Genomic DNA, 19,179 nt, shown 5'->3' with positions numbered 1-19,179 from the left:
ATGACCGCACTGCAGTCACCGCTGTTGCGTTTCATCCTCGTGCGGTTGCTCTACACGGTCGCAGTGCTTCTCGGCGTGATCGTCGCGGTGTTCTTCCTGATGCAGATCGTCCCGGGCGATCCGGTGCGCATCGCCCTGGGTACCCGCTACACGCCGGAATCCTACGAGGCGCTACGCAGCGCGTCGGGCCTCGACCAACCGCTGGCCACCCAGCTGGTCAACTACGTCGGCAATGCCTTCACCGGTGATCTCGGAGTCAGCTTCCGCAACAGTGAACCGGTCACGACGATGCTGTTCGAGAGGCTCCCCGCCACCATCACACTCGCGACCGCGGCGATCGTCGTCGCGCTGCTCATCGCCGTTCCGCTGGGATTCTGGGCCGCCTTGCGCGAAGGTCGTCTGGCCGACAATGTCATTCGCGTCGTGAGTCAGTTCGGGATCTCGGTGCCCGACTTCTGGATGGGCATCCTGCTGATCGGGTTGTTCTCCACCGCGCTGGGTTGGCTACCCTCCGCCGGCTATCAACCCTTCGTCGACGACCCGCTCGGTTGGCTCGAACACCTCGTGCTGCCTGCGATCACGGTCGGGGTGGTCACCGGGGCGATCATGACCCGGTACGTGCGCTCGTCTGTGCTCGACGTGGTCAACGCGCAATTCGTCACCACCGCGGAGTCCAAGGGCCTGAGCGCCAGAAGGGTCATGCTCGACCACGTCGGCCGCAACGCGCTCGTACCCGTCCTGACGATTTCCGGCATCCAGTTCGCCGGCCTGCTCGGCGGTGTCATCGTCGTGGAGGTCGTGTTCGCCTGGCCGGGGTTGGGTCTGTTGGTGTACGACTCCGTCGCCGCCCGCGACTACCCGGTCCTGCAAGGCGCGATCCTGCTCATCGCGGTGATCTTCTTGCTCGTCAACCTCGTCGTCGACATCCTCTACGCCGTCATCGATCCCAGGATTCGACTGTCATGACCCTCACCTCACCCGATCCTCCCGAGCCGGGCACCTCAGACGAGACCGCCGCCGGGGCGTCGACCACCGGAGCGCCGACCGATTCGGCCTGGCGGCTGCTGTTGCGCAACCGCACATCGGTGATCGGGCTCGTCATCATCGCGGTCGTGGTGGTCTGCGCGGTGTTCGGTCCGCTCATCGCTCCCTACGGCGCCAACGAGATCGACGTCCCGAACGCGTTGCAGGCGCCGAGCTGGTCGCACCTCTTCGGCACCGACGATCTGGGGCGCGACGTCTTCTCGCGCGTCGTGCTCGCCGCATCGGTGAGCATGCGGGTCGCGGTCATCGCCGTCGCGATATCCCTCACCGTGGGTGTGATCCTCGGTATGGTCGCGGGATTCGCCGGCGGGGTGCTCGACACCGCGCTCATGCGAATCGTCGACGTCGTGTTCTCCTTCCCGGTCCTGCTGCTCGCTCTCGCCATCGTCGCGGTCCTGGGGCCCGGGGTGACTTCGGCGATGATCGCGATCGGCGTCGTCTACATCCCCATTTTCGCGCGCGTCGCCCGCGCAGACACGTTGCGAGTGAGGCAGACCCAGTACGTCCAGGCCGCACGCACCATGGGTGTGCGAACCCCGGCGATCCTGGCACGTCATGTGCTGCCGAACATCTCGGGTCCGGTCATCGTCCAGACCTCGATCTCGCTGGCCTTCGCCATCTTGTCGGAGGCGGCACTGTCCTTCCTCGGCCTCGGCGTCCAGCCGCCCGACCCGTCATGGGGCCGGATGCTCTTCGACGCACAGGGATTCATCACCACCGCGTGGTGGATGGGCGTCTTCCCCGGTCTGGCCATCCTGGTGACGGTCTTCGCGTTCAACCTCGTCGGCGACGGGGTCCGCGACGTGCTCGATCCGCGTCAGCGCACGCTGCTGCGCAACCGCGGACACGAGCGCAGGTCACCGACGGTGACAAGGCCTTCGACCGGACAGCGTCGCGAACCCGACGGTTCGGTCCTGCGCGTCGATGATCTCATCGTCGGGGTCGGCCCACGAGAGGTCGTGCACGGCATCAGCTTCTCCGTCGCGCCGGGTGAAACCCTCGGCATCGTCGGGGAGAGCGGATCGGGGAAGTCGCTGAGTGTGCTGTCTGCGACCGGACTGTTCGACGCCCCGAGCGCCTACGTCCACGGATCGGCGGTCCTCGGTGACACCGAGATCGTCGGCGCCACACCGTCGAAACTACGTGCCCTGCACGGTTCACGCGTCGGCTTCGTCTTCCAGGACCCGTCGTCGAGTCTCAATCCTCTACTCACCGTCGAGCAGCAACTCACCGAGGGACCGCGCCGCCACCTGGGCCTCACGCGAGCCGAGGCACGACAGCGCGCGCTGAAGCTGCTGCGGGACGCGAACCTCCCCGATCCCGAAAATCGTCTGCGCTCATACCCACACCAGCTGTCCGGTGGCCAGCGACAGCGGGTGATGATCGCCATCGCACTCGCCTGCGACCCCGAACTACTCATCGCCGACGAGGCCACCACCGCACTCGACGTCACCACACAGGCACAGATCATCGAACTCGTCGCCGAGCTCCAGCGCGAACGGGGAATGGCAGTCCTGTGGATCAGCCACGACCTCGGCGTCATCGGCCGGATCGCCGACCGGGTGATGGTCATGCGAGAGGGTCGGATCGTCGAGAGCAGCGACGTCGCAACGCTCTTCGACGCCCCGGAGGACGACTACACTCGCACGCTGCTCGATTCGCGTCCGCTGCTGAGCAAGGTCGTCGAACGCGACGGCGCCCCAGCCTCTGCGAAACGCACCGACGACAACCCGCTGCTACGCGTCACCGAGCTGGGCGTCGACTACGTGGTCCGCGGCCCGTCGGGGCGTCAGGTGGTGCACGCCGCCGACGGGGTGGATCTCGACGTCGCCCGCGGTCGCACCCTGGGCATCGTCGGCGAATCGGGTTCGGGTAAGTCGACGATCGCGGGTGTCATCACCGGACTCATCACCTCCGGCCAGGGGACGACGGTCCGGGGCAGCGTCACGGTCACCGTCGACGGCCGCGAGGTGGAGGCCGTCGGAGTCGGCGGCTCCGACGAAGCGCTCCTCCGCCGCCGGGTCGCGATGGTCTTCCAAGACCCGGCCGCATCACTCGACCCGCGCATGACCGTGGCCGCGTCGATCGCCGAACCGCTACGCACACACGGGCTGGCCGACGGCCGCGACGGGATACGCCGCCGCGCCGAACACCTGTTGGCCGACGTCAGCCTCGATGCGTCGTTCCTCGACCGCTATCCGCACGAGATGTCCGGCGGACAGCGACAGCGGGTGAGCATCGCGCGTGCGCTGGCCTCGGACCCCGAGATCCTGATCCTCGACGAGTCGACGGCGTCGTTGGATGTCTCCGTGCAGGCCAGCGTGCTGGATCTGCTCGCCGAGCTACAGCGTGAGAAGAACCTCACGTACTTGTTCATCGCGCACGATCTCGCCGTCGTGGAACAGATCAGCGACACCGTCGCGGTGATGCAGGACGGCCGGGTCGTCGAGAGCGGGCCGGCGTCGGTGATCCTGCACGACCCGACGACCGACTACACCCGAAAGCTGTTGGCGGCCATTCCACCCGAGGTCCCCCAGCGGGCCTGACCGTTCACTGTGCGTCGTTTCGCGTCGACTGGGCGTCGTTTCTCGTCGACCGTGCGCCCCTGGCTGTGCCCGAACTCCGGGCCCGCCCGTCGGCGCAGTGTTCCCATGACGTTGTCGGCTAGGGTGTCAGCGTGTCTCGACCCGACCCCGGTGACCACGTCCACGACGAAGAAGGACCACACCACGAGGACTACGCAACGCGGCATGCGCCCATGCCGATCGAGCTACCTCTCGACGACGAAGAGGCGTCAACGAATGTCGACCTGAAGACCCAGCTCGTCCGCTTCGTCATCACCGGCGGCTTCTCCGGGCTGCTGGACTTCGGGCTGACGATCCTGTTGCAGTACGGCCTGGACATCCCCTTCTGGCCGGCCAAATCGGCAGGTTTCATCCTCGGCACCACCGTCGCGTACCTCCTGAACCGTCGTTGGACGTTCAGGGCCGAACCGAGCAAGGCACGGTTCGTGGCGGTCGTCGCCCTGTATCTGGTGACCTACTTCGTCAACGTCGGCATCTACACGGGCCTGTCCCATGCTTGGCAGGAGACGCTGCTCTATAGCTTCGCGGCTTACGTCGTCGCGCAAGGCACTGCGACGGTCATCAACTTCGTAGTCCAGCGCATGGTCATCTTCAAGATTCGCTGACAACGCACGGTCGACGCCGAACGATGCACAGTCGACGACTAGAGACGCACGGTCGACGATTTGAGACGCACAGTCGACGGATAACGACGCACGGTCGACGAGGGGCTCAGAACTCCTCGTCGACGTCGGAGTCGCGGGCGGCGCGTTCACCACGGTCGAGCGTGGCGAGATCGGCGAGGTCGGCGTCGTCGAGCGAGAAGTCGAAGAGGTCGGCGTTCTCGAGCTGCCTGCCCGTGTGCGACGACTTCGGGACGACGCTGATCCCGTGCTGGACCGACCACCGCAGCGCGATCTGAGTGGGCGACTTGCCGTACTTGCGCGCGATGCGGAGGATGACCGGATCGGCGAGCAGCCCCTCCTTGCGACCCGTCGGGTGCCACGCCTGCGCGTGTATGCCCTTTTCGGCCATGAACTCTCGGAGTTCGGTGCGCGGCAGCACGGGTGAACACTGGATCTGGTTGATCACCGGCCACCGCCCTGTCTCGTCGAACAGCATCTGGAGATGGTGCTGTTTGAAGTTCGACACGCCCGGCGTGCGGACATATCCCTCGTCGGCGAGGGTCAGCAGCGCCTTCCATGAGTCGACGGTGCGGCCGAGGCTCGGGCACGGCCAGTGGATGAGGTAGACGTCGATGTGGGCCACCCCGAGGCGTCGCGCGCTCTCCTTGGCGGCGTTGATCGCCTCGTCGAAGCCCTGGTCGCCACCTCCGAGTTTCGTCTGGACGATCAGCTCGTCACGGGGGACCCCGGCACCGTGCAGTCCCATGCCGACGCTGAGTTCGTTGCTGTAGCGGGGCGCGGTGTCGAGCAGTCGATAGCCGGCCTTGATCGCCGCCCCGACCGCGCTGACGCAGGGTCGGCCGAGCATGTTGTAGGTGCCCAACCCCACCATGGGGATGGCGGTGCCGTTGCTGAGCTCGACCGAGGGGACGTCCACCGCATCAGGATATGTCGACAACCGCGTCCTGCGCCGCCGGTCGATCTGGAACGCTGGGCGGATGGGCACCGAAGACTTGTCGTACGACGACATCGTGGTCGGCGCCGGGCACAACGGGCTCACCACGGCGGCCTACCTCGCCCGCGCCGGACGCCGTGTTCTCGTACTCGAGAAGGCCGACCACATCGGTGGCGCCACCGTCTCGGCGACGCCGTTTCCAGGGCTGTCGGCGCGGTTGTCGAGGTACTCCTACCTGGTGTCGTTGATGCCGCGCGAGATCATCGCCGACCTCGACCTCGACATCGAACTCATCCGACGCCGCTACTCGTCGTACACCCCGATGCCCAGGGACCCGGGGCGCGGGATCCTCGTCGACAACCTCGACGACGCTGCGACGGCCGCGTCGTTCCGGCAGGTCACTGGCTCTGACCTCGGTTTCACCGCGTGGCAGTCGTTCTATCGCCGGATCTCGACCGTCGCCGCGCGCGTGTTCCCCACGATGACGCAACCACTGCGCACCGCGGCCGAGATGCACGAACTGGTCGTCGGCCCAGGCGAATCCACCCCGGACACCTCGACCGCCGAACTGTGGGAGGCGCTCACCACCCTGCCGCTGGGCGCGCTCCTGCGCCAGTACTTCGACGACGACCTCGTGCGCGGGATCGCCGCGACCGACGGGCTCATCGGCACCTTCGCCGACCTCGACGATCCGTCCCTGCGCCAGAACATCTGCTTCCTCTACCACGTGATCGGCGGCGGTTCCGGGGACTGGGATGTGCCCGTCGGCGGGATGGGCGCGGTGTCGGGCGCGCTCTACCAGGCGGCGACGTCGGCCAGCGCCGAGATCAGGACCGGCGTCTCGATCACCGGCGTCGATCCCGGCGACGGAACCGTCGAGACCGAAACCGGAACCGTCCGCGGATCGATGATCTACGCCGCCTGCGCGCCGCAGGTGTTCAACACCGTCCTCGACGGCACGCCGATCACCTGTGACACCCGGGCGCGCGGGTCACAGCTCAAGATCAATCTCCTCCTCGACCGGTTGCCGCGCCTGCGCGACGACTCGGTGTCACCGCACGCGGCGTTCTCCGGGACATTCCACATCAACGAGTCGGCGGAGCAGTTGCACGCGGCGTGGCGTCAGGCGTCCAGAGGCGAGGTACCCGAGCTACCGCCGTGCGAGATCTACTGCCACACGCTCTCCGACCCGTCGATCCTCGGTCCCGAACTCAGCGGTCGGCACACGCTGACGTTGTTCGGTCTGCACATGCCGCCGGAGGTGTTCGACGAGCCGGGCGCCGTCGACCACGCGGTGGGCGCGACCTTCGCGTCCCTCAACGCGGTACTCGGCGAACCGATCCAATCGGTCATCGCCCATGACCTCGACGGTCGCCCGTGCATCGAGGTCAAGACGCCGCAGGACCTCGAGGACACGGTCGGTCTCCCCGGCGGCCACATCTTCCACGGCGCACTGCAGTGGCCGTGGGCCGAGACCGCGACCGAGGTCGGCCGCTGGGGTGTGGAGACCCCGCATCCGCGGGTACTGCTGTGCGGGGCGGGTGCGCGACGCGGCGGCGGGGTGAGCGGCATCCCGGGTCGCAATGCCGCTGCCGCGGTGCTGGGCGAGGACGCGCTGGGGCTACCGCGGTAGGTCTGTCAGACGCGCACCTTGTCGAGGGGAACGGCCTGCGCGTTCGGTGCGGTCTCCCGGGCCGTTCGTCGCGCCGGTAGCGACACGAACGGTGTCGGCCACCAGAACCACCGGCCGGACAGTCGCGCGATCGCCGGCATGACCAGGGTCCGGACGATCAGTGTGTCGATGAGGAGGCCGATGGCGACGGTCGTGCCGATCTGCGCGACGTTGTGCGCGTAGCTGGCGAGCATCGCCAGCATCGTGATCCCGAACGTGAGACCTGCCTGGGTGACCACACTTCCCGTTCCGACCATGGCGCGGATCAGTCCGGTACCGCCGCCGGCCCCGTACTCCTCGCGAAAACGACTGACCAGCAACATGTTGTAGTCGGCGCCCACCGCCACCAGGAAGGTGAACGCGATGGGCGCGACCGACCAGTGCAACGGATTGCCGATGATGCCCTGCCACAGGAACACCGACACTCCCATCGCGGACAGATACGACAGCCCGACGGTCCCGATCACGGCCAGCGCTGCGACCAGACTGCGGAGCAGGAACAGGACAACGCAGAACACGAATGCGAAGGCGGCCACGACGATGGCGATGAAGTCCTCGTGCGCGAACGACTCGATGTTGAGGAGCGTGCCACCGGGTCCGCCGATGCTGACGGTCGATCCGGCCAGCGACGTGTTCTTGATCGCCGCCAGCGAGGTGGGGATCACTTCCGCGCTGACGTCCATCGCGTCCCGGCTGAAGCCCTCGCGCTGCGGGGTGACGATCATCCGGGTCGCTTTGCCGTCGTCGGAGAAGTAGTACGGGATGCCGCTCTGGAAGAGCGGACTCTCCAACGCCTGGCTGGGCAGGAAGAAGCCCCCGGCTGCGGGACTACCCGTCGAATACGCGCCGCTGACCTCGTCGAGGAAGTCCGTGATCTCGCCGACCTGCGGTAGCAGGGCACCGAGTGTGGTGCGCAACGGGCCGATGAGTTCGCGGATCTGTGTGACCGCGGCACGCAACATCGGGATCTGCTCGGCCGCGGTGGGCAGAGCGCTGCTCAGGGACCGGGTGCCGCCGGCAAGATCCCGGACCGATTCCCGCAGCGCCGGAACGTCGTCGAGCACGGACAATCCGGTCAGCGCGGTGCGACACGCGGCGACATCCCGGCACTGCGGGATCGATCTGACGAGTCCGCGCATCGGTGCGATTCCCGCCGAGAGTTCGTCGACCTTGCTCAGCGTCGAATCGCTTGTCCGCTGCAACGCCGACGTGGCGTCGGACAGCGAGCCCGCACCTGCCGCTCCTTGCCGGAGCGCGGTGTCGATTCCGTCGATTGCGGTGTCGAGGTCGTCGACAGTCGCGCCGATCGCATCGAGGTCGGTGATGCGGTCCCGCAGAAGCGATGTCATCTGGCCGAACCGGTTGCCGATGTACCCCGCCTGAGAGGTGAGGGTGCCCTGGTCGAGCGTCTGCCCGAGCGGGCGGGTGATCCCCTGGACCGCGTTCACGCCGTCGATCGAGGCCACCGCGTCGGTCATCTGCGCGAGCGCGACCAGATCGGCCGGATTGCGCATATCGTGGTCGGATTCGACGATGAGCACGCTCGGCGCCATGATGTTCGCCGGCAGATGCCTGTCTGCGGCAGCGAATCCCACGTTCGCCGGCGAGTCCGCCGGCTGGGCGCGACGCTCGTTGTAGCTCGGCGCGTACATCGCGAGCGGGATGATCATGACCGCGAGAACAGCGAGTGCCGCGGCCAGGACCGGCCCCGGCCAACGTGCGACGGTCGTCCCGATCCGGCGCCAGCGTCGCGGCGACGCCGACTCTCGCGGCTCGACGAAGCCCAGTCGCGTCGTCACCGCGAGCACGGCCGGTCCGAGCGTGAGGGCCGCGGCGAGCGTGATGAGAATGGCTATGGTGCAGGGCAATCCCGAGGTGCTGAACATTGCCAGACGCGTCGCGGCCAGACAGGCCATCGCACCCGCAACGGTCAGCGCCGACGCGATGACGATGTGCTGGACACCGGCCAGCGCGTCGTAATAGGCGTCTTCCCGGTCGCGACCCTTTCGGCGGGCCTCCTGATACCGACCCACCAGGAAGATCCCGTAGTTGGTGCCGGCGCCGAGGACGATCACCGCCGACAGCGCCGCGGCGAAGATCGAGACCTTGATGACGCCGTTCTCCGCCAAGAAGGAAATGGTGGCGCGGGCCACGGCCAACGCGAGACCCACCCCGAGCAGCGGCACCATCGCGGTGACAATCGACCGGTAGACCAGCAAGAGCACAGCGCCGACCAGCAACGCGCACACCGACACCAACAGGATGATGGAGTCGTTGATGGCGACCATCTCGTCGTTGACAACGGCCGACGGTCCGGTGACGTGCACGTCGACGCCGGGTGGTGGTGTCGTCGCCGCGATCGTGTCACGTGCGGACTGGGTCGATTCCATGGCCAGGGCGGTGCCCATGTTGCCGGCGAGGTTCACCAGGACGTAGGCGACGTGACCGTCGGAACTCTGCGCCGCCGGGACCAGGTCGGGGTTCGACCACAGGTCCATCGCGGAGTTGACGTGTTCGGTGTCCGCGGTCAGCTTCGCCAACACCTCGTTGTAGTACGTCCGGGCCTCCGAGCCCAGGGGTTCGTCACCCTCCATCAGGACGTAGACGAAATTGTTGCTGCCTCCGCCGCCGAAGTACTCGCCCATCTTGACCAGCGCCTGCACCGACGACGCCTCGTCGGGCAAGAATGATTGCGCATGCTCGGTGACCGTCGACTCCAGTTGCGGTACAACGATGTTGAGCCCGCCGGCGATGAGAAGCCAGATGACGATCACCGGCAGCGAGCAGGCGTAGAGGAATCGTGCGAACCGTGGCCTCGATGACTTGTGGCGCATCATCTCCAGGCGCACGGGGTGCCGGATCTCCGCGGTGAGTCCGTGTCGTAGTCGAGTGAACCGCCCATGTACGTCGGTCATCTGTCGCCCCCCGTCGTCCTCTGCACTACGCCACCGGGACCAGACAATTGGCCACGCTGCTGCCGTCTGCACCCGAGCCGGCTTGCCGTGCACGCTCGAATCCGTTGACCCGCACCGCACATGACACCGCGCCACTGCCCGACGACTGCGTCAGGACACCGACCGACGTCGTCAGTTCCCGCGTCCGGAGAACCACACGCCACGGAATCGACACCTTGTCGTCGACGACCCGCCCCCCGGGCTCGATGTACGACACCCGCGCAGACGATCCCTCCGGTCCGGTCACGACGTACTCGATCGACTTGTCGCGTGCGGTGCCGGCCTGCGGCGCCGGTGGTGAATGCCCGATCGCCCGGTCGGGGATCTCACTCAACCGCAGCTTGCCCACGTACACGCCCGACACGGTCATCACGGCGATGACCACGAGCACGATCCACCACGAGACACCGCGCGCACCGGATTTCTTCATCGGACCCCCATCGACTACGAGGCTGCGACGTGCGCCGACCTGAGTGTTCAGGGGTCCGCGCGCGATCAGCCTGCCAGTGGCAGGGACTCTATATGTGACATCGATCGTTGGCAAGGTTCGCTGATTCGGCGGTGCCTCGGCGAACGGCTCGCGGGCCGGGTGGTCGACGGAGTTCCGACGACGTCGTTGCCGAACTCGGGCATTTGGTCAACGCCGTCTTTGATGTTCTTATTGGTTAGGTATGCCTATCTAGACACCCCGAGGTAGGCCAGACCTGTATCCGGAGAAGAAGGTTTGTTTCTGATGTCGTTGGCTGCTCGCCTGACCGGCCCGTTTGTCGTAGCCACCGTCGCCCTGGGCCTGCTCACAGGCTGCGGGCAATCCGAGACAGTCGGTTCCAGTACCTCCTCCGCGACCGGTGAAGGCAAGACGTCGTATCCGTTGACCGTCGAGAACTGCGGAACCACGCAGACCTTCGACAGCGCTCCCGACCGAGTCGTGTCGCTGGATCAGGGTTCCACCGAGATCCTCCTGTCGCTCGGCCTCGCGGATCGCGTGGTCGGCACCGCGTCGTGGACGGATCCGATACGGGAGAATCTGGCGGAGGCAAACGCCGAGGTTCCGCGGCTGTCCGACAACGCCCCGAGCTATGAGTCGGTGATGGGCGCCAACCCTGATTTCGTATCCGCGTCGTTCGGACGTCACCTCAAGCAGGAGGGCGGAGTCGCCACCCGCGAGCGGTTCGCGGAAACCGAGGTCGACACGTACCTCTCGCCCACCGACTGCGACAACGGGGAATCGATCAATGCAGGCGGTAAGCGGACCGAGCAGCTGAGCATCGATTCGCTGTATCAGGAGATCATCGAGCTGGCCATGATCTTCGACGTGCCCAGCCGTGGTGCAGAGTTGGTCGACGAGCTCAAGGCTCGCATGACTGCTGCCACGTCGAAGATCAAGAAGGACGGTCGTAGCGTCGGCTTCTGGTTCGCGGACACCAAGACTCCCTATTTCGCAGGCGGTTTCGGCTCGGGCCAGTTGCTCGCCACCACCGTGGGCGCCCGCAACATCTTCGCCGGGGTGTCTGACGATTGGCCGGCCACCACGTGGACCGCTGTCGTAGAACGTGATCCGCAGATCCTGGTACTCGGCGACCTGAGCCGCAATCGTTTCCCGGGCGATCAGATCGCCGAGAAGAAGCAGTTCCTGGCGACGGACCCCGTCACCAAAGTGATGCCCGCGGTGGCCGAACAGCGGTACATCGCACTGCACGGGGCGGAGATGAACCCGTCGATCCGGACCGTCGACGGCGTCGAGAAGATCGCCGACTGGCTCTCCCGCAACCCCGAGTGAAAGTCAGACGTGAGGGTGCGTCCGGCCCCGCGGCCTGGCCGCACGGAAAGACTGCGCTGCTGCTGGTGGCAGGCGTGCTCGCCCTGCTGGCCTCGATCCTGTGCGCGGTGTCGCTGGGCGGCGAGGCCGTGTCGCTGGTGAACGTCCGCGACATCCTCACCAACCACCTGGGCATCACGGACATCGAGGTCTTCCCCTACAAGGACGCCATCGTCTGGCAAGACCGGATGCCCCGGTCGGTGGTGGCCGCGGCCGTGGGTGCGGGTCTGGCGATGTGCGGCGTGCTGTTGCAGTCGCTGCTGCGCAATCCGCTGGCCGATCCGTTCCTGCTCGGCATCTCCTCCGGCGCGTCGACCGGTGCGGTGGTGATCGGAGTCCTCGGCCTGGGCGCGGCGACGCTCGGGATGTCGGGTGGCGCTTTCATCGGTGCCCTGATCGCGTTCGGGGCCGTGCTGCTGCTGGCCCGGTTCGCGGGGGGCAGTACCGACCGGGTGATCCTGGCCGGCGTGGCGATGACACAGCTGTTCTCGGCACTGACCTCGTTCGTCATCTTCGCCTTCGCCGACTCCGACGAGACACGCGGAGTCATGTTCTGGCTTCTCGGTTCCCTCGAGGGCGTCCGCTGGGACGACGCGTACCTGACGGCCACTGTTGCGCTCATCGGACTCGCATGCTGTTGGGCCGCGGCGCATGTACTCGATGCCTTCACCTTCGGAGACGAGGTCGCGGCGTCGCTGGGCATCCCCGTCGCCCGAGTCCGTGGGGCCCTCCTGGTACTGACCGCACTCATCACCGCCGCTCTGGTCAGCGTCGCCGGCGCGGTCGGTTTCGTCGGCCTCGTGCTTCCGCACGCGGCCCGCTTCATCGTCGGCCCCGGCCACGCGCGGCTGGTACCCGCCTCGGCGTTGCTCGGCGCGATCTTCCTCGTCTGGGTGGATGCCCTGTCGCGGGTGGCGTTCCATCCCACGGCGCTCCCCCTGGGTGTGGGCACCGCCCTGATCGGTGTCCCCGCGTTCATAGCGATCATGTTCTCCAGAAGGGGACGCGCATGACCCTGCATGCCGACCGCGTCAGCTGGGATCGCAACGGCACCCTCGCCGTCGACCAGGTGAGCGTGCAGCCCGACCCCGGTCAGACCGTCGGATTGTTGGGGCCCAACGGCTCTGGGAAATCGTCACTGTTGAAGCTGCTGGCCGGCTTCGCCAAACCGACCTCGGGCAGCGTCGGACTCGACGGCCACGAACTGGCGTCGATGCGCCGCCGCGATGTCGCTCGTGCGGTGGCGGTGGTGGCACAGCACGCCGACACCGATGTCGACGTGAGCGTCGCCGAGGTCGTCCGTCTGGGCCGAATCCCTCACCGCGGCACCTTTGGTGCCGACCGGACCGTCGACGATGCTGCCGTCGCAGAAGCGTTGGCGCACACCGGACTCACCGAGAAGTCACATCGGTTGTGGCATGAGCTGTCCGGTGGCGAGAAGCAGCGCGTTCAGATCGCCCGAGCGCTGGCACAGCAGCCGCGTGAGCTGCTGCTCGACGAGCCGACAAACCACCTCGACATCCACCACCAGCTGGAGTTGATGACCCTGGTGACGAAGCTGCCGGTGACGTCGATCATCGCCATTCACGACCTCAACCTGGCCGCGACGTTCTGCGACCAGGTGATGGTCTTGCAGGAAGGCCGGGTCGTGGCCGGAGGATCACCTCGGGACGTTCTCACCGCAGAGCTGATCGCCGACGTGTACCGAGTGCGCGCCGAGATCGCGGATACCGACAGCGGACTGCACATTCGGTTCGTGCCCGGCCGACCGTAGTGGTGGGCACGGCGCTGATCGCCCGTTTCGGCCTGACGGCCGGTCTTGCCCAGGCCTCGCCGGTGGTGCGCCTCCTGGTGCTCACGCAGCTCGCGTTCAATGTCGGCTTCTTCATGGTAGTTCCGTATTTGTCCGTCTATCTGAGCCGCGACCTCGGCCAAGCCACCGCCATCGTCGGCGCGGTGCTGGGGCTGCGTACCGTTTCGCAGCAGGGGCTGTTCTTCGTCGGTGGCGCGGTCGCCGATCGGATCGGCACCAAGCCCACGGTCCTGACCGGATGCACGGTGCGGGTGGCAGGGCTGCTGCTGTTGGGACTGAGCCCGTCACTCGTCGGGGTCTTCGCGGGCGCGGTGTTGACGGGTTTCGCGGGGGCCCTGTTCTCTCCCGCGGTGGAGGCCGCCTTGGCACGCTCGGCCGCGTCGTCAGGCGAGTCGTCGACCTCGGCTCGGCTCGATGCGTTCGCCCTCTTCAACGCTTTTGGCCAGATCGGGGCATTCGCCGGACCGCTGATCGGAGCGGCGTTGCTGTGGGCCGACTTCGCGGTGCTGGCTGTCACCGGTGCGGTCGTCTTCGTGGTCATCGGCCTCGCGCACCTGCGCTGGCTTCCCTCCGACAGTCCGACGCACGCCGGACAACCGGCCATGGAGGGTTTGTCGGAGGTCGTGCGCAACGGAGCATTTCTCGGATTCGCCGCCACGATGGGGATGCAACTGGTGGCGTACAACCAGCTCTACCTCCTCGTTCCGCTCGAACTCGAACAAGGCTGGGGCGATCAGGCACCGCTCGGCGTCCTGCTGGCGGTGGCGTCCCTGACGGTGGTGCTCGGTCAACTGCGGGTCACCCGGTGGGTCGGCCGACTGCCGACACGGACCGCCCTCTCGCTCGGGCTCGGCATCACCTGTCTCGGGCTGGTTGCCGCCGGGATAGGGGCCGGGATCGGAGGTCCCATCCCCGTGATCAGCGGTACCGCCGGCTTCGTCGTTCTCTTGGCGTTCGGCCAGATGATCACTTCGCCCACGGCCCGGGCAGCGATTCCGGGCCTGGCCGGCGACCGCCACCTCGGGTCGTACTACGGAACCTACGCCTCGGTCGGCGGGCTGCTCGTGCTGCCGTTCGCGTCCCTGATCGGACTCCTGATGGACACCGTGGGTGACGGCCCCGCCGGCCGCATTGCCCCCTGGCTGACGCTCGCCGTGGTGACGGCGGTCGCCGCAGTGATCATGAAAACTGGTCTTCTCCAACGACAACCGGCCTGACCATCGCCTGTCTACGTGGAGGTCAGTGCGGATACGAGCGCCGAGACCAGCCTGGGCACCGCGGTTGGATCCGCCGACGCGTGCGCGGGATCCAGTTGCCCGATCGACATCCCCCGGCAATCGGGGTCGTGCAGGAGCGTGACGAGGGCCTGTTCGAGGATCGCGATCGTCGGGCCACTGTTTCGCCCGTTCACGTTCTCGGCGATCGGCGCGTCCAGAAAGTCGAGCACGTCGACGTCGAGATGCACGACGAACGGACCGGAGGAAAGAGCGCTGCGGGGGCGCTCCCCGGCGAGCGCCATCGCGGCACACAGCCCCACGGCGACCGTACAACTTCCGCCGAGCACGAGCAGACGCTGCTCCGCTGCGAGGAGGTCGGCCGCAGCTGCGGAGAGCTCGAGGAGTGAATCGGCCTCGGCGGCCAAGACGCAACACGGCGGGTGCCCGTTCGACGCCCACACAGTAGGCGCCGGCGCTACTGGGCACCCCCAACACCGTGATCTTCATCGAGTTCTCCCGAGGTCCCGGTTCAGTCACCCTCGATCTTCTGCGAATTCGCCCACCGCCGTCCCGGGTCGCCACCCCACGCATCCCAGGCCACACGCCCGGCCGTCGGGAAACCGTCTTCGCCGTTGGTGAATCCGGTTGTGTCCCGGTCCACCTCGTGACGGGAGAAGTAGTTGCGCATCTTGCGGATCTGATCGTCGTCGACGTCCTTGCCGTCGGCCAACTGGTGGGCCCGATGGCGACCGGTGTCGGTGAATCCCTTCCCCGCCTTTCCGTCGTCGATCCATCGGACCGCGCGCCGGGCCGCCTCCTGGACGTCCTTGGGTGGCTTGTGGCTCATCTGCCGGGCTCCTCTCGTCGGGTCATGTGCACCCCGCGTGCCCGTCCGAGCGAATCGTGAAACCCACCGAGATCATCATCGAACGTTGTTCTGAGCGCGCTCGGCAGGACGCGAAGTCGCCATCCCCGCCGCTGTCTGCTCGGTGATCACGCAGGCGCCGCGAGGAGTGGGCCATAATCGCGAACATGCAGAAGCCGGCTTGCCCCATACGACGCCGGACCGCGCCCGAGGTCCGCGAGGCGCTGCTCGTCGCGGCGTCGGCCGAACTCGACGAGGCCGGTCCCGAGAACGCGAGTCTGCGCGCCATCGCCCGCCGGGTCGGTATCACGCACCAGTCGGTGACCCACCACTTCGCGGATCGTAGGGCGCTGTTCACCGCGGTCGCGGTGCGTGGCTTCGACAACATGTACGCCGAACACACACGCGCTCTCGAGCAGTTGCCCGACGACGCACCGCTGGGTGAGGCCGTCGCCACGCTGGGTCAGGTCTACGTGCGGTTCGCGCGCGCCAACCGAGCGACCGTCACGCTGATGATGGGCTCGCGTCTCGTCGACAACAAGTCGCCCGAACTGATGGCAGCACGCGCTCGCGGGTGGGAGCTGCACACGCGCACCGTCGCCGACGCCGCCGATCACGGATGGGGCGGCGGTGTACCCGGCAACCTCATCGCGGTCGCGACCTTCGCCATGGCACACGGCCTGGCGGCCCTGGAGACCGACTTCGCCGACCGACTGCCCGACGGCACCGGAATCGAGGATCTGCTCTCACTGGTCAACGCCGCGATCATCACTCCACCGCAACGCGATTCCTGATCGCTGCGCACCTGCACACGGCCGGGAAGAACCGGAGCTTGCGGACCGTTGAGCGGCGGTACTCTGGTCCCGTGGGCGCCGACGCAGATGCCGATGACGGCACCGACTCCCTGAGCCTCGAGCAACAGGTGTGCTTTGCTCTCGCGGTCGCGAACCGCGCCGTGCTGGCCGTGTACCGGCCGGTCCTCGAACCCCTTGGACTCACCCACCCCCAATATCTGGTGATGCTGGCGCTGTGGGACCGCGATCGGCGTCCCGGCGAGGACAGCACGCCGCCATCGGTGAAGGCCATCGCGGAAATGCTGCAGATGGACTCGGCGACGCTGTCGCCGATGCTCAAGCGACTTGAGACCCAAGGACTGATCGACCGCGCGCGCCGGAGGGGTGACGAGCGGACCCTGGAGGTGCACCTCACCGAGCAAGGGCGTCGTCTGAGAGACAAGGCCCTCACGGTGCCGCCCGCGGTGGTTGCCCGGCTGGGCGCCGACATGTCGGAACTCGAGGAGTTACGCGACGTTCTGACCAGGATCAACGCCGCCGCTCTGGCGGCAGGTGCGCTCGCGTCCGAACCATAGCGAGGGAGTCATATCCGCTCCCCTGGCCTGAACACGTCAGGACGAGGAAGTTAGTGGCATAATAATTAGGGCACTAATTATTAATGGCAGAGTGCCGGTAGCACCCGAAACGATGAGCAGAAGGCGGATATCCCATGGCGACACTGATGGATCACGCGGCGACGCAGCGACAGGTGAAGCCGAGTCCGTGGCAGTACGTCAGATACGCGTACGGCGGCCGCCTGCCGCAATCGATGATCGGGTGGGTGAGCAAAGATCTGGCCGGCCCACGGGCATCAGTCCGCATGGTCGTCCGATGGGCGATACCGTGCGTCCTCCTGGTGCTACCGATGCTTTTCGTGCCGGGACCGATGGGTGTCCGGATCACGATGACCATGCCGATCCTGCTGTCGTACCTGTTCTTCTCGATCGCGCTCAACCGCGTCTACCGCCGCTACCGACTGGTGCAACACGGACTCGATCCTGAGCTGATCAACAAACTCGAACGAGAGCGGAACTCCGACATGTACGACGAGTACTTCCGGAAGTACCGCGGGCAGTCGCGGTGACCGATCCGTTCCACCGTGGGAGAGACTCGTAGCGGCCCCTTCTTCCGGGGGTGGCGAGTCGCGTCGCCGGGCACGATCCTGAGCTTCTCGCACCGATGAATCCCAGTCGGTAGCGAAGATCCGAGTCTGCCCTGCGACGGAAGGCGCTTCCCATGAGTACGAGTCGGTTCCCCCTGGCCGAGATTGCCGATCTGCCCGCTGATCTCCGCGAACGGATCGAGCCGATTGCGGAGAAGTCGGGTTTCGTCCCCAACATCTTTCGCGCACTGGGACACCGGCCGAACGAGTTGCGAGCCCTTCTCGACTACCACGACGTGCTGATGGACCAGCCGGGACCTCTGTCCAAAGCCGAACGCGAACTGGTCGTGGTGGCCTCGTCGGGAGCGAACAGCTGCATCTATTGCGTCGTCGCCCACGGCGCCATTCTGCGGGTTCGCTCCAAGGACCCCCATGTGGCCGATCACGTGGCCACCAACCCTGCTGGGGCAATCCTGGACAGTCGTCAGCGCGCGATCGTCGATCTCGCGCTCGCGCTGACAAGGACGCCAGAACTGTTCGCGGACAGCGACATGGCTCGAGCACGGTCGGCAGGCCTCACCGACGACGAGATATGGGACGTCGGCGCGATCACCGCGTTCTTCGCCGCGTCGAACCGGCTCGCACACCTGACCGCGGTCACACCCAACGCCGAGTTCTACGCCATGGGCAGGTGACCCGGGGCCGTGGCCGCCGGGAAGTCAGAGCATGTGCACCTTGCGGTAGATGCGCGCCGCGGGACGGGTCAGTAGGCCGACGTCGTCGAGAAAACCCATCAGGTGCGCGCAACCCGAGCGGACCATCGACTGGAAATGGTGGTTGCGTCGCATCTCCCCCACCGCGCGACGATGATCCAGGCCGGCGTCGGCGTAGGCCTTCGGACGGACGAGGCTGACGAGGATGTACGACACGGCCATCGCGGTGAGGACCGCACTGAACTGCCGGCGAGCCCAGTTGGCCTCCCGCATCGACTGACGGACCTCTTCGCGGGCGAACCGCATGTGCCGCGACTCTTCCAGGACGTGAATCTCGTTGACGGTGCGCACGAGCGGCAGCACGCGCTCGTCGCGCATGCACCCGCGCTGCAACACGTCGAGCACTTCCTCGGCGGCCAGGATTCCGGCGTACGCGACCTCGCTGCCCGCCACCCGCATGAACACCTTGCCGAAGCGGCCAAGACGCGGATGCGGCGTGTAACTGGTCCCGCTCAGCTTGTGTGAGGTCTTGGCGAACATGAGCGAGTGTCGGCACTCGTCGGCGACCTCGGTCAGAGCGAACTGGAACTCGGGGCGGTGGTAGCTCCCGAGATACTGGTCACGGATGACCATCGCCTGCAGCATCATCTCGAACCAGATGCCGATGCTCATGATCGACGCGGTCTCGTGCCGGGTGAGGGCGATCCGCTGCGGTTCGGTCATCTCGTTCCAGTACGCGGTCCCGTACAGCGTCGACCATTCCGGGCTGCAGCCGTACTTGTCCGGGTCGAGCGGCGCATCCCAGTCGATCTCGGTCAGCGCATTGCGCGACAGCCGCGCCGCTGATGCCAGCAGCCGCTCGGACACCTCGTCGACGCCGTCGTCGGACCGGCTGGGTTCATCGATGACCAGATCCCTGAGTGCTTCCATGCCGGACTCCTCGCCGTACGCGCGTGCTCAACCTTGTGATGCATGCCACCACGGATGGTGCCATTCGTCAAT

At 66.7% G+C, this 19,179-nt stretch carries 18 protein-coding genes; 12 read left to right on the top strand and 6 right to left on the bottom strand.

Annotated elements, in window-relative coordinates; genetic code table 11:
* The 3 genes from ACSUZC_RS01435 (at nucleotide 1) to ACSUZC_RS01425 (ending at nucleotide 4,234) form a co-directional block, all read left to right on the top strand.
* Nucleotides 1-966 (top strand): ABC transporter permease, encoded by a 966-nt coding sequence (locus ACSUZC_RS01435; protein WP_439031169.1) that lies wholly within the window; start codon nucleotides 1-3, stop codon nucleotides 964-966.
* Nucleotides 963-3,590: a dipeptide ABC transporter ATP-binding protein gene (locus tag ACSUZC_RS01430; RefSeq protein ID WP_439031168.1), complete on the top strand. Its 2,628-nt coding sequence runs from the start codon at nucleotides 963-965 to the stop codon at nucleotides 3,588-3,590. The genes ACSUZC_RS01435 and ACSUZC_RS01430 overlap by 4 nt, the downstream gene beginning before the upstream one ends.
* Before the next feature lie 131 nt (nucleotides 3,591-3,721).
* Nucleotides 3,722-4,234 carry a GtrA family protein gene (locus ACSUZC_RS01425; RefSeq protein WP_439031167.1) on the top strand — a complete coding sequence of 171 codons (513 nt, stop codon included), beginning with the start codon at nucleotides 3,722-3,724 and terminating at the stop codon, nucleotides 4,232-4,234.
* Nucleotides 4,235-4,340: 106 nt separating this feature from the next.
* Here ACSUZC_RS01425 and ACSUZC_RS01420 read toward each other — a convergent pair whose 3' ends face one another.
* Nucleotides 4,341-5,171 carry an aldo/keto reductase gene (locus tag ACSUZC_RS01420; RefSeq protein ID WP_439031166.1) on the bottom strand — a complete coding sequence of 277 codons (831 nt, stop codon included), beginning with the start codon at nucleotides 5,169-5,171 and terminating at the stop codon, nucleotides 4,341-4,343.
* A 61-nt stretch (nucleotides 5,172-5,232) separates the two neighbouring features.
* On the opposite strand from ACSUZC_RS01420, the gene ACSUZC_RS01415 reads away from it, so the two are divergent.
* Complete coding sequence (locus ACSUZC_RS01415; protein ID WP_439031165.1) at nucleotides 5,233-6,822, top strand: phytoene desaturase family protein; 1,590 nt, start codon at nucleotides 5,233-5,235, stop codon at nucleotides 6,820-6,822.
* Nucleotides 6,823-6,827: 5 nt separating this feature from the next.
* On the opposite strand, the gene ACSUZC_RS01410 is transcribed toward ACSUZC_RS01415, so the two are convergent.
* The gene (locus ACSUZC_RS01410; protein WP_439031164.1) at nucleotides 6,828-9,776 is read right to left on the bottom strand and encodes an RND family transporter; all 2,949 of its coding nucleotides are present in this window, start codon (nucleotides 9,774-9,776) and stop codon (nucleotides 6,828-6,830) included.
* Between the two features lie 25 nt (nucleotides 9,777-9,801).
* Nucleotides 9,802-10,245: an MmpS family transport accessory protein gene (locus ACSUZC_RS01405; protein WP_439031163.1), complete on the bottom strand. Its 444-nt coding sequence runs from the start codon at nucleotides 10,243-10,245 to the stop codon at nucleotides 9,802-9,804.
* 303 nt (nucleotides 10,246-10,548) lie between these two features.
* Between ACSUZC_RS01405 and ACSUZC_RS01400 the strand changes: the two genes are divergently transcribed.
* The 4 genes from ACSUZC_RS01400 to ACSUZC_RS01385 all read left to right on the top strand — a co-directional run bounded on the left by ACSUZC_RS01400 (nucleotide 10,549) and on the right by ACSUZC_RS01385 (nucleotide 14,664).
* On the top strand, nucleotides 10,549-11,595 hold the full coding sequence (locus ACSUZC_RS01400; RefSeq protein WP_439031162.1) for an ABC transporter substrate-binding protein: 1,047 nt from the start codon (nucleotides 10,549-10,551) through the stop codon (nucleotides 11,593-11,595).
* Between the two features lie 86 nt (nucleotides 11,596-11,681).
* Nucleotides 11,682-12,647, top strand: a complete 966-nt coding sequence (locus ACSUZC_RS01395; protein ID WP_439033234.1) for a FecCD family ABC transporter permease — start codon at nucleotides 11,682-11,684, stop codon at nucleotides 12,645-12,647.
* Nucleotides 12,644-13,408: an ABC transporter ATP-binding protein gene (locus ACSUZC_RS01390; protein WP_439031161.1), complete on the top strand. Its 765-nt coding sequence runs from the start codon at nucleotides 12,644-12,646 to the stop codon at nucleotides 13,406-13,408. The genes ACSUZC_RS01395 and ACSUZC_RS01390 overlap by 4 nt, the downstream gene beginning before the upstream one ends.
* A gap of 2 nt (nucleotides 13,409-13,410) precedes the next feature.
* Nucleotides 13,411-14,664, top strand: coding sequence for an MFS transporter (locus ACSUZC_RS01385; RefSeq protein ID WP_439031160.1), 1,254 nt, complete (start codon nucleotides 13,411-13,413; stop codon nucleotides 14,662-14,664).
* Between the two features lie 11 nt (nucleotides 14,665-14,675).
* On the opposite strand, the gene ACSUZC_RS01380 is transcribed toward ACSUZC_RS01385, so the two are convergent.
* Nucleotides 14,676-15,089, bottom strand: coding sequence for a hypothetical protein (locus tag ACSUZC_RS01380; RefSeq protein WP_439031159.1), 414 nt, complete (start codon nucleotides 15,087-15,089; stop codon nucleotides 14,676-14,678).
* 104 nt (nucleotides 15,090-15,193) lie between these two features.
* The gene (locus ACSUZC_RS01375) at nucleotides 15,194-15,511 is read right to left on the bottom strand and encodes a hypothetical protein (RefSeq protein WP_439031158.1); all 318 of its coding nucleotides are present in this window, start codon (nucleotides 15,509-15,511) and stop codon (nucleotides 15,194-15,196) included.
* Nucleotides 15,512-15,696: 185 nt separating this feature from the next.
* On the opposite strand from ACSUZC_RS01375, the gene ACSUZC_RS01370 reads away from it, so the two are divergent.
* The 4 genes from ACSUZC_RS01370 (at nucleotide 15,697) to ACSUZC_RS01355 (ending at nucleotide 18,159) form a co-directional block, all read left to right on the top strand.
* Nucleotides 15,697-16,323, top strand: coding sequence for a TetR/AcrR family transcriptional regulator (locus ACSUZC_RS01370; RefSeq protein WP_439031157.1), 627 nt, complete (start codon nucleotides 15,697-15,699; stop codon nucleotides 16,321-16,323).
* 71 nt (nucleotides 16,324-16,394) lie between these two features.
* Nucleotides 16,395-16,898, top strand: a complete 504-nt coding sequence (locus ACSUZC_RS01365; protein ID WP_439031156.1) for a MarR family winged helix-turn-helix transcriptional regulator — start codon at nucleotides 16,395-16,397, stop codon at nucleotides 16,896-16,898.
* Between the two features lie 134 nt (nucleotides 16,899-17,032).
* Entirely contained in the window at nucleotides 17,033-17,446 is a 414-nt protein-coding gene (locus ACSUZC_RS01360; RefSeq protein ID WP_439031155.1) for a DUF5313 domain-containing protein, read from the top strand.
* 152 nt (nucleotides 17,447-17,598) lie between these two features.
* Complete coding sequence (locus tag ACSUZC_RS01355; protein ID WP_439031154.1) at nucleotides 17,599-18,159, top strand: peroxidase-related enzyme; 561 nt, start codon at nucleotides 17,599-17,601, stop codon at nucleotides 18,157-18,159.
* Between the two features lie 24 nt (nucleotides 18,160-18,183).
* Here the strand turns inward: ACSUZC_RS01355 and ACSUZC_RS01350 are convergent, their stop codons facing one another.
* On the bottom strand, nucleotides 18,184-19,107 hold the full coding sequence (locus ACSUZC_RS01350) for an AurF N-oxygenase family protein (RefSeq protein WP_439031153.1): 924 nt from the start codon (nucleotides 19,105-19,107) through the stop codon (nucleotides 18,184-18,186).
* Nucleotides 19,108-19,179: the final 72 nt, after the last annotated feature.

Source organism: Gordonia terrae, assembly GCF_051789125.1.
Lineage (GTDB): Bacteria > Actinomycetota > Actinomycetes > Mycobacteriales > Mycobacteriaceae > Gordonia > Gordonia terrae_A.
Note: the sequence above shows the minus strand (reverse complement) of the source record. Positions and strands in the feature narration are given on the sequence as shown.

Excerpts from the sequence above, each read along its gene's own strand:
- ACSUZC_RS01435 (WP_439031169.1), top strand. The coding sequence starts at position 1 with ATGACCGCACTGCAGTCACCGCTGTTGCGTTTCATCCTCGTGCGGTTG.
- ACSUZC_RS01430 (WP_439031168.1), top strand. The coding sequence starts at position 963 with ATGACCCTCACCTCACCCGATCCTCCCGAGCCGGGCACCTCAGACGAG.
- ACSUZC_RS01415 (WP_439031165.1), top strand. The coding sequence starts at position 5,233 with ATGGGCACCGAAGACTTGTCGTACGACGACATCGTGGTCGGCGCCGGG.
- ACSUZC_RS01410 (WP_439031164.1), bottom strand. The coding sequence starts at position 9,776 with ATGACCGACGTACATGGGCGGTTCACTCGACTACGACACGGACTCACC.
- ACSUZC_RS01405 (WP_439031163.1), bottom strand. The coding sequence starts at position 10,245 with ATGAAGAAATCCGGTGCGCGCGGTGTCTCGTGGTGGATCGTGCTCGTG.
- ACSUZC_RS01400 (WP_439031162.1), top strand. The coding sequence starts at position 10,549 with ATGTCGTTGGCTGCTCGCCTGACCGGCCCGTTTGTCGTAGCCACCGTC.
- ACSUZC_RS01390 (WP_439031161.1), top strand. The coding sequence starts at position 12,644 with ATGACCCTGCATGCCGACCGCGTCAGCTGGGATCGCAACGGCACCCTC.
- ACSUZC_RS01375 (WP_439031158.1), bottom strand. The coding sequence starts at position 15,511 with ATGAGCCACAAGCCACCCAAGGACGTCCAGGAGGCGGCCCGGCGCGCG.
- ACSUZC_RS01370 (WP_439031157.1), top strand. The coding sequence starts at position 15,697 with ATGCAGAAGCCGGCTTGCCCCATACGACGCCGGACCGCGCCCGAGGTC.
- ACSUZC_RS01360 (WP_439031155.1), top strand. The coding sequence starts at position 17,033 with ATGGCGACACTGATGGATCACGCGGCGACGCAGCGACAGGTGAAGCCG.
- ACSUZC_RS01355 (WP_439031154.1), top strand. The coding sequence starts at position 17,599 with ATGAGTACGAGTCGGTTCCCCCTGGCCGAGATTGCCGATCTGCCCGCT.
- ACSUZC_RS01350 (WP_439031153.1), bottom strand. The coding sequence starts at position 19,107 with ATGGAAGCACTCAGGGATCTGGTCATCGATGAACCCAGCCGGTCCGAC.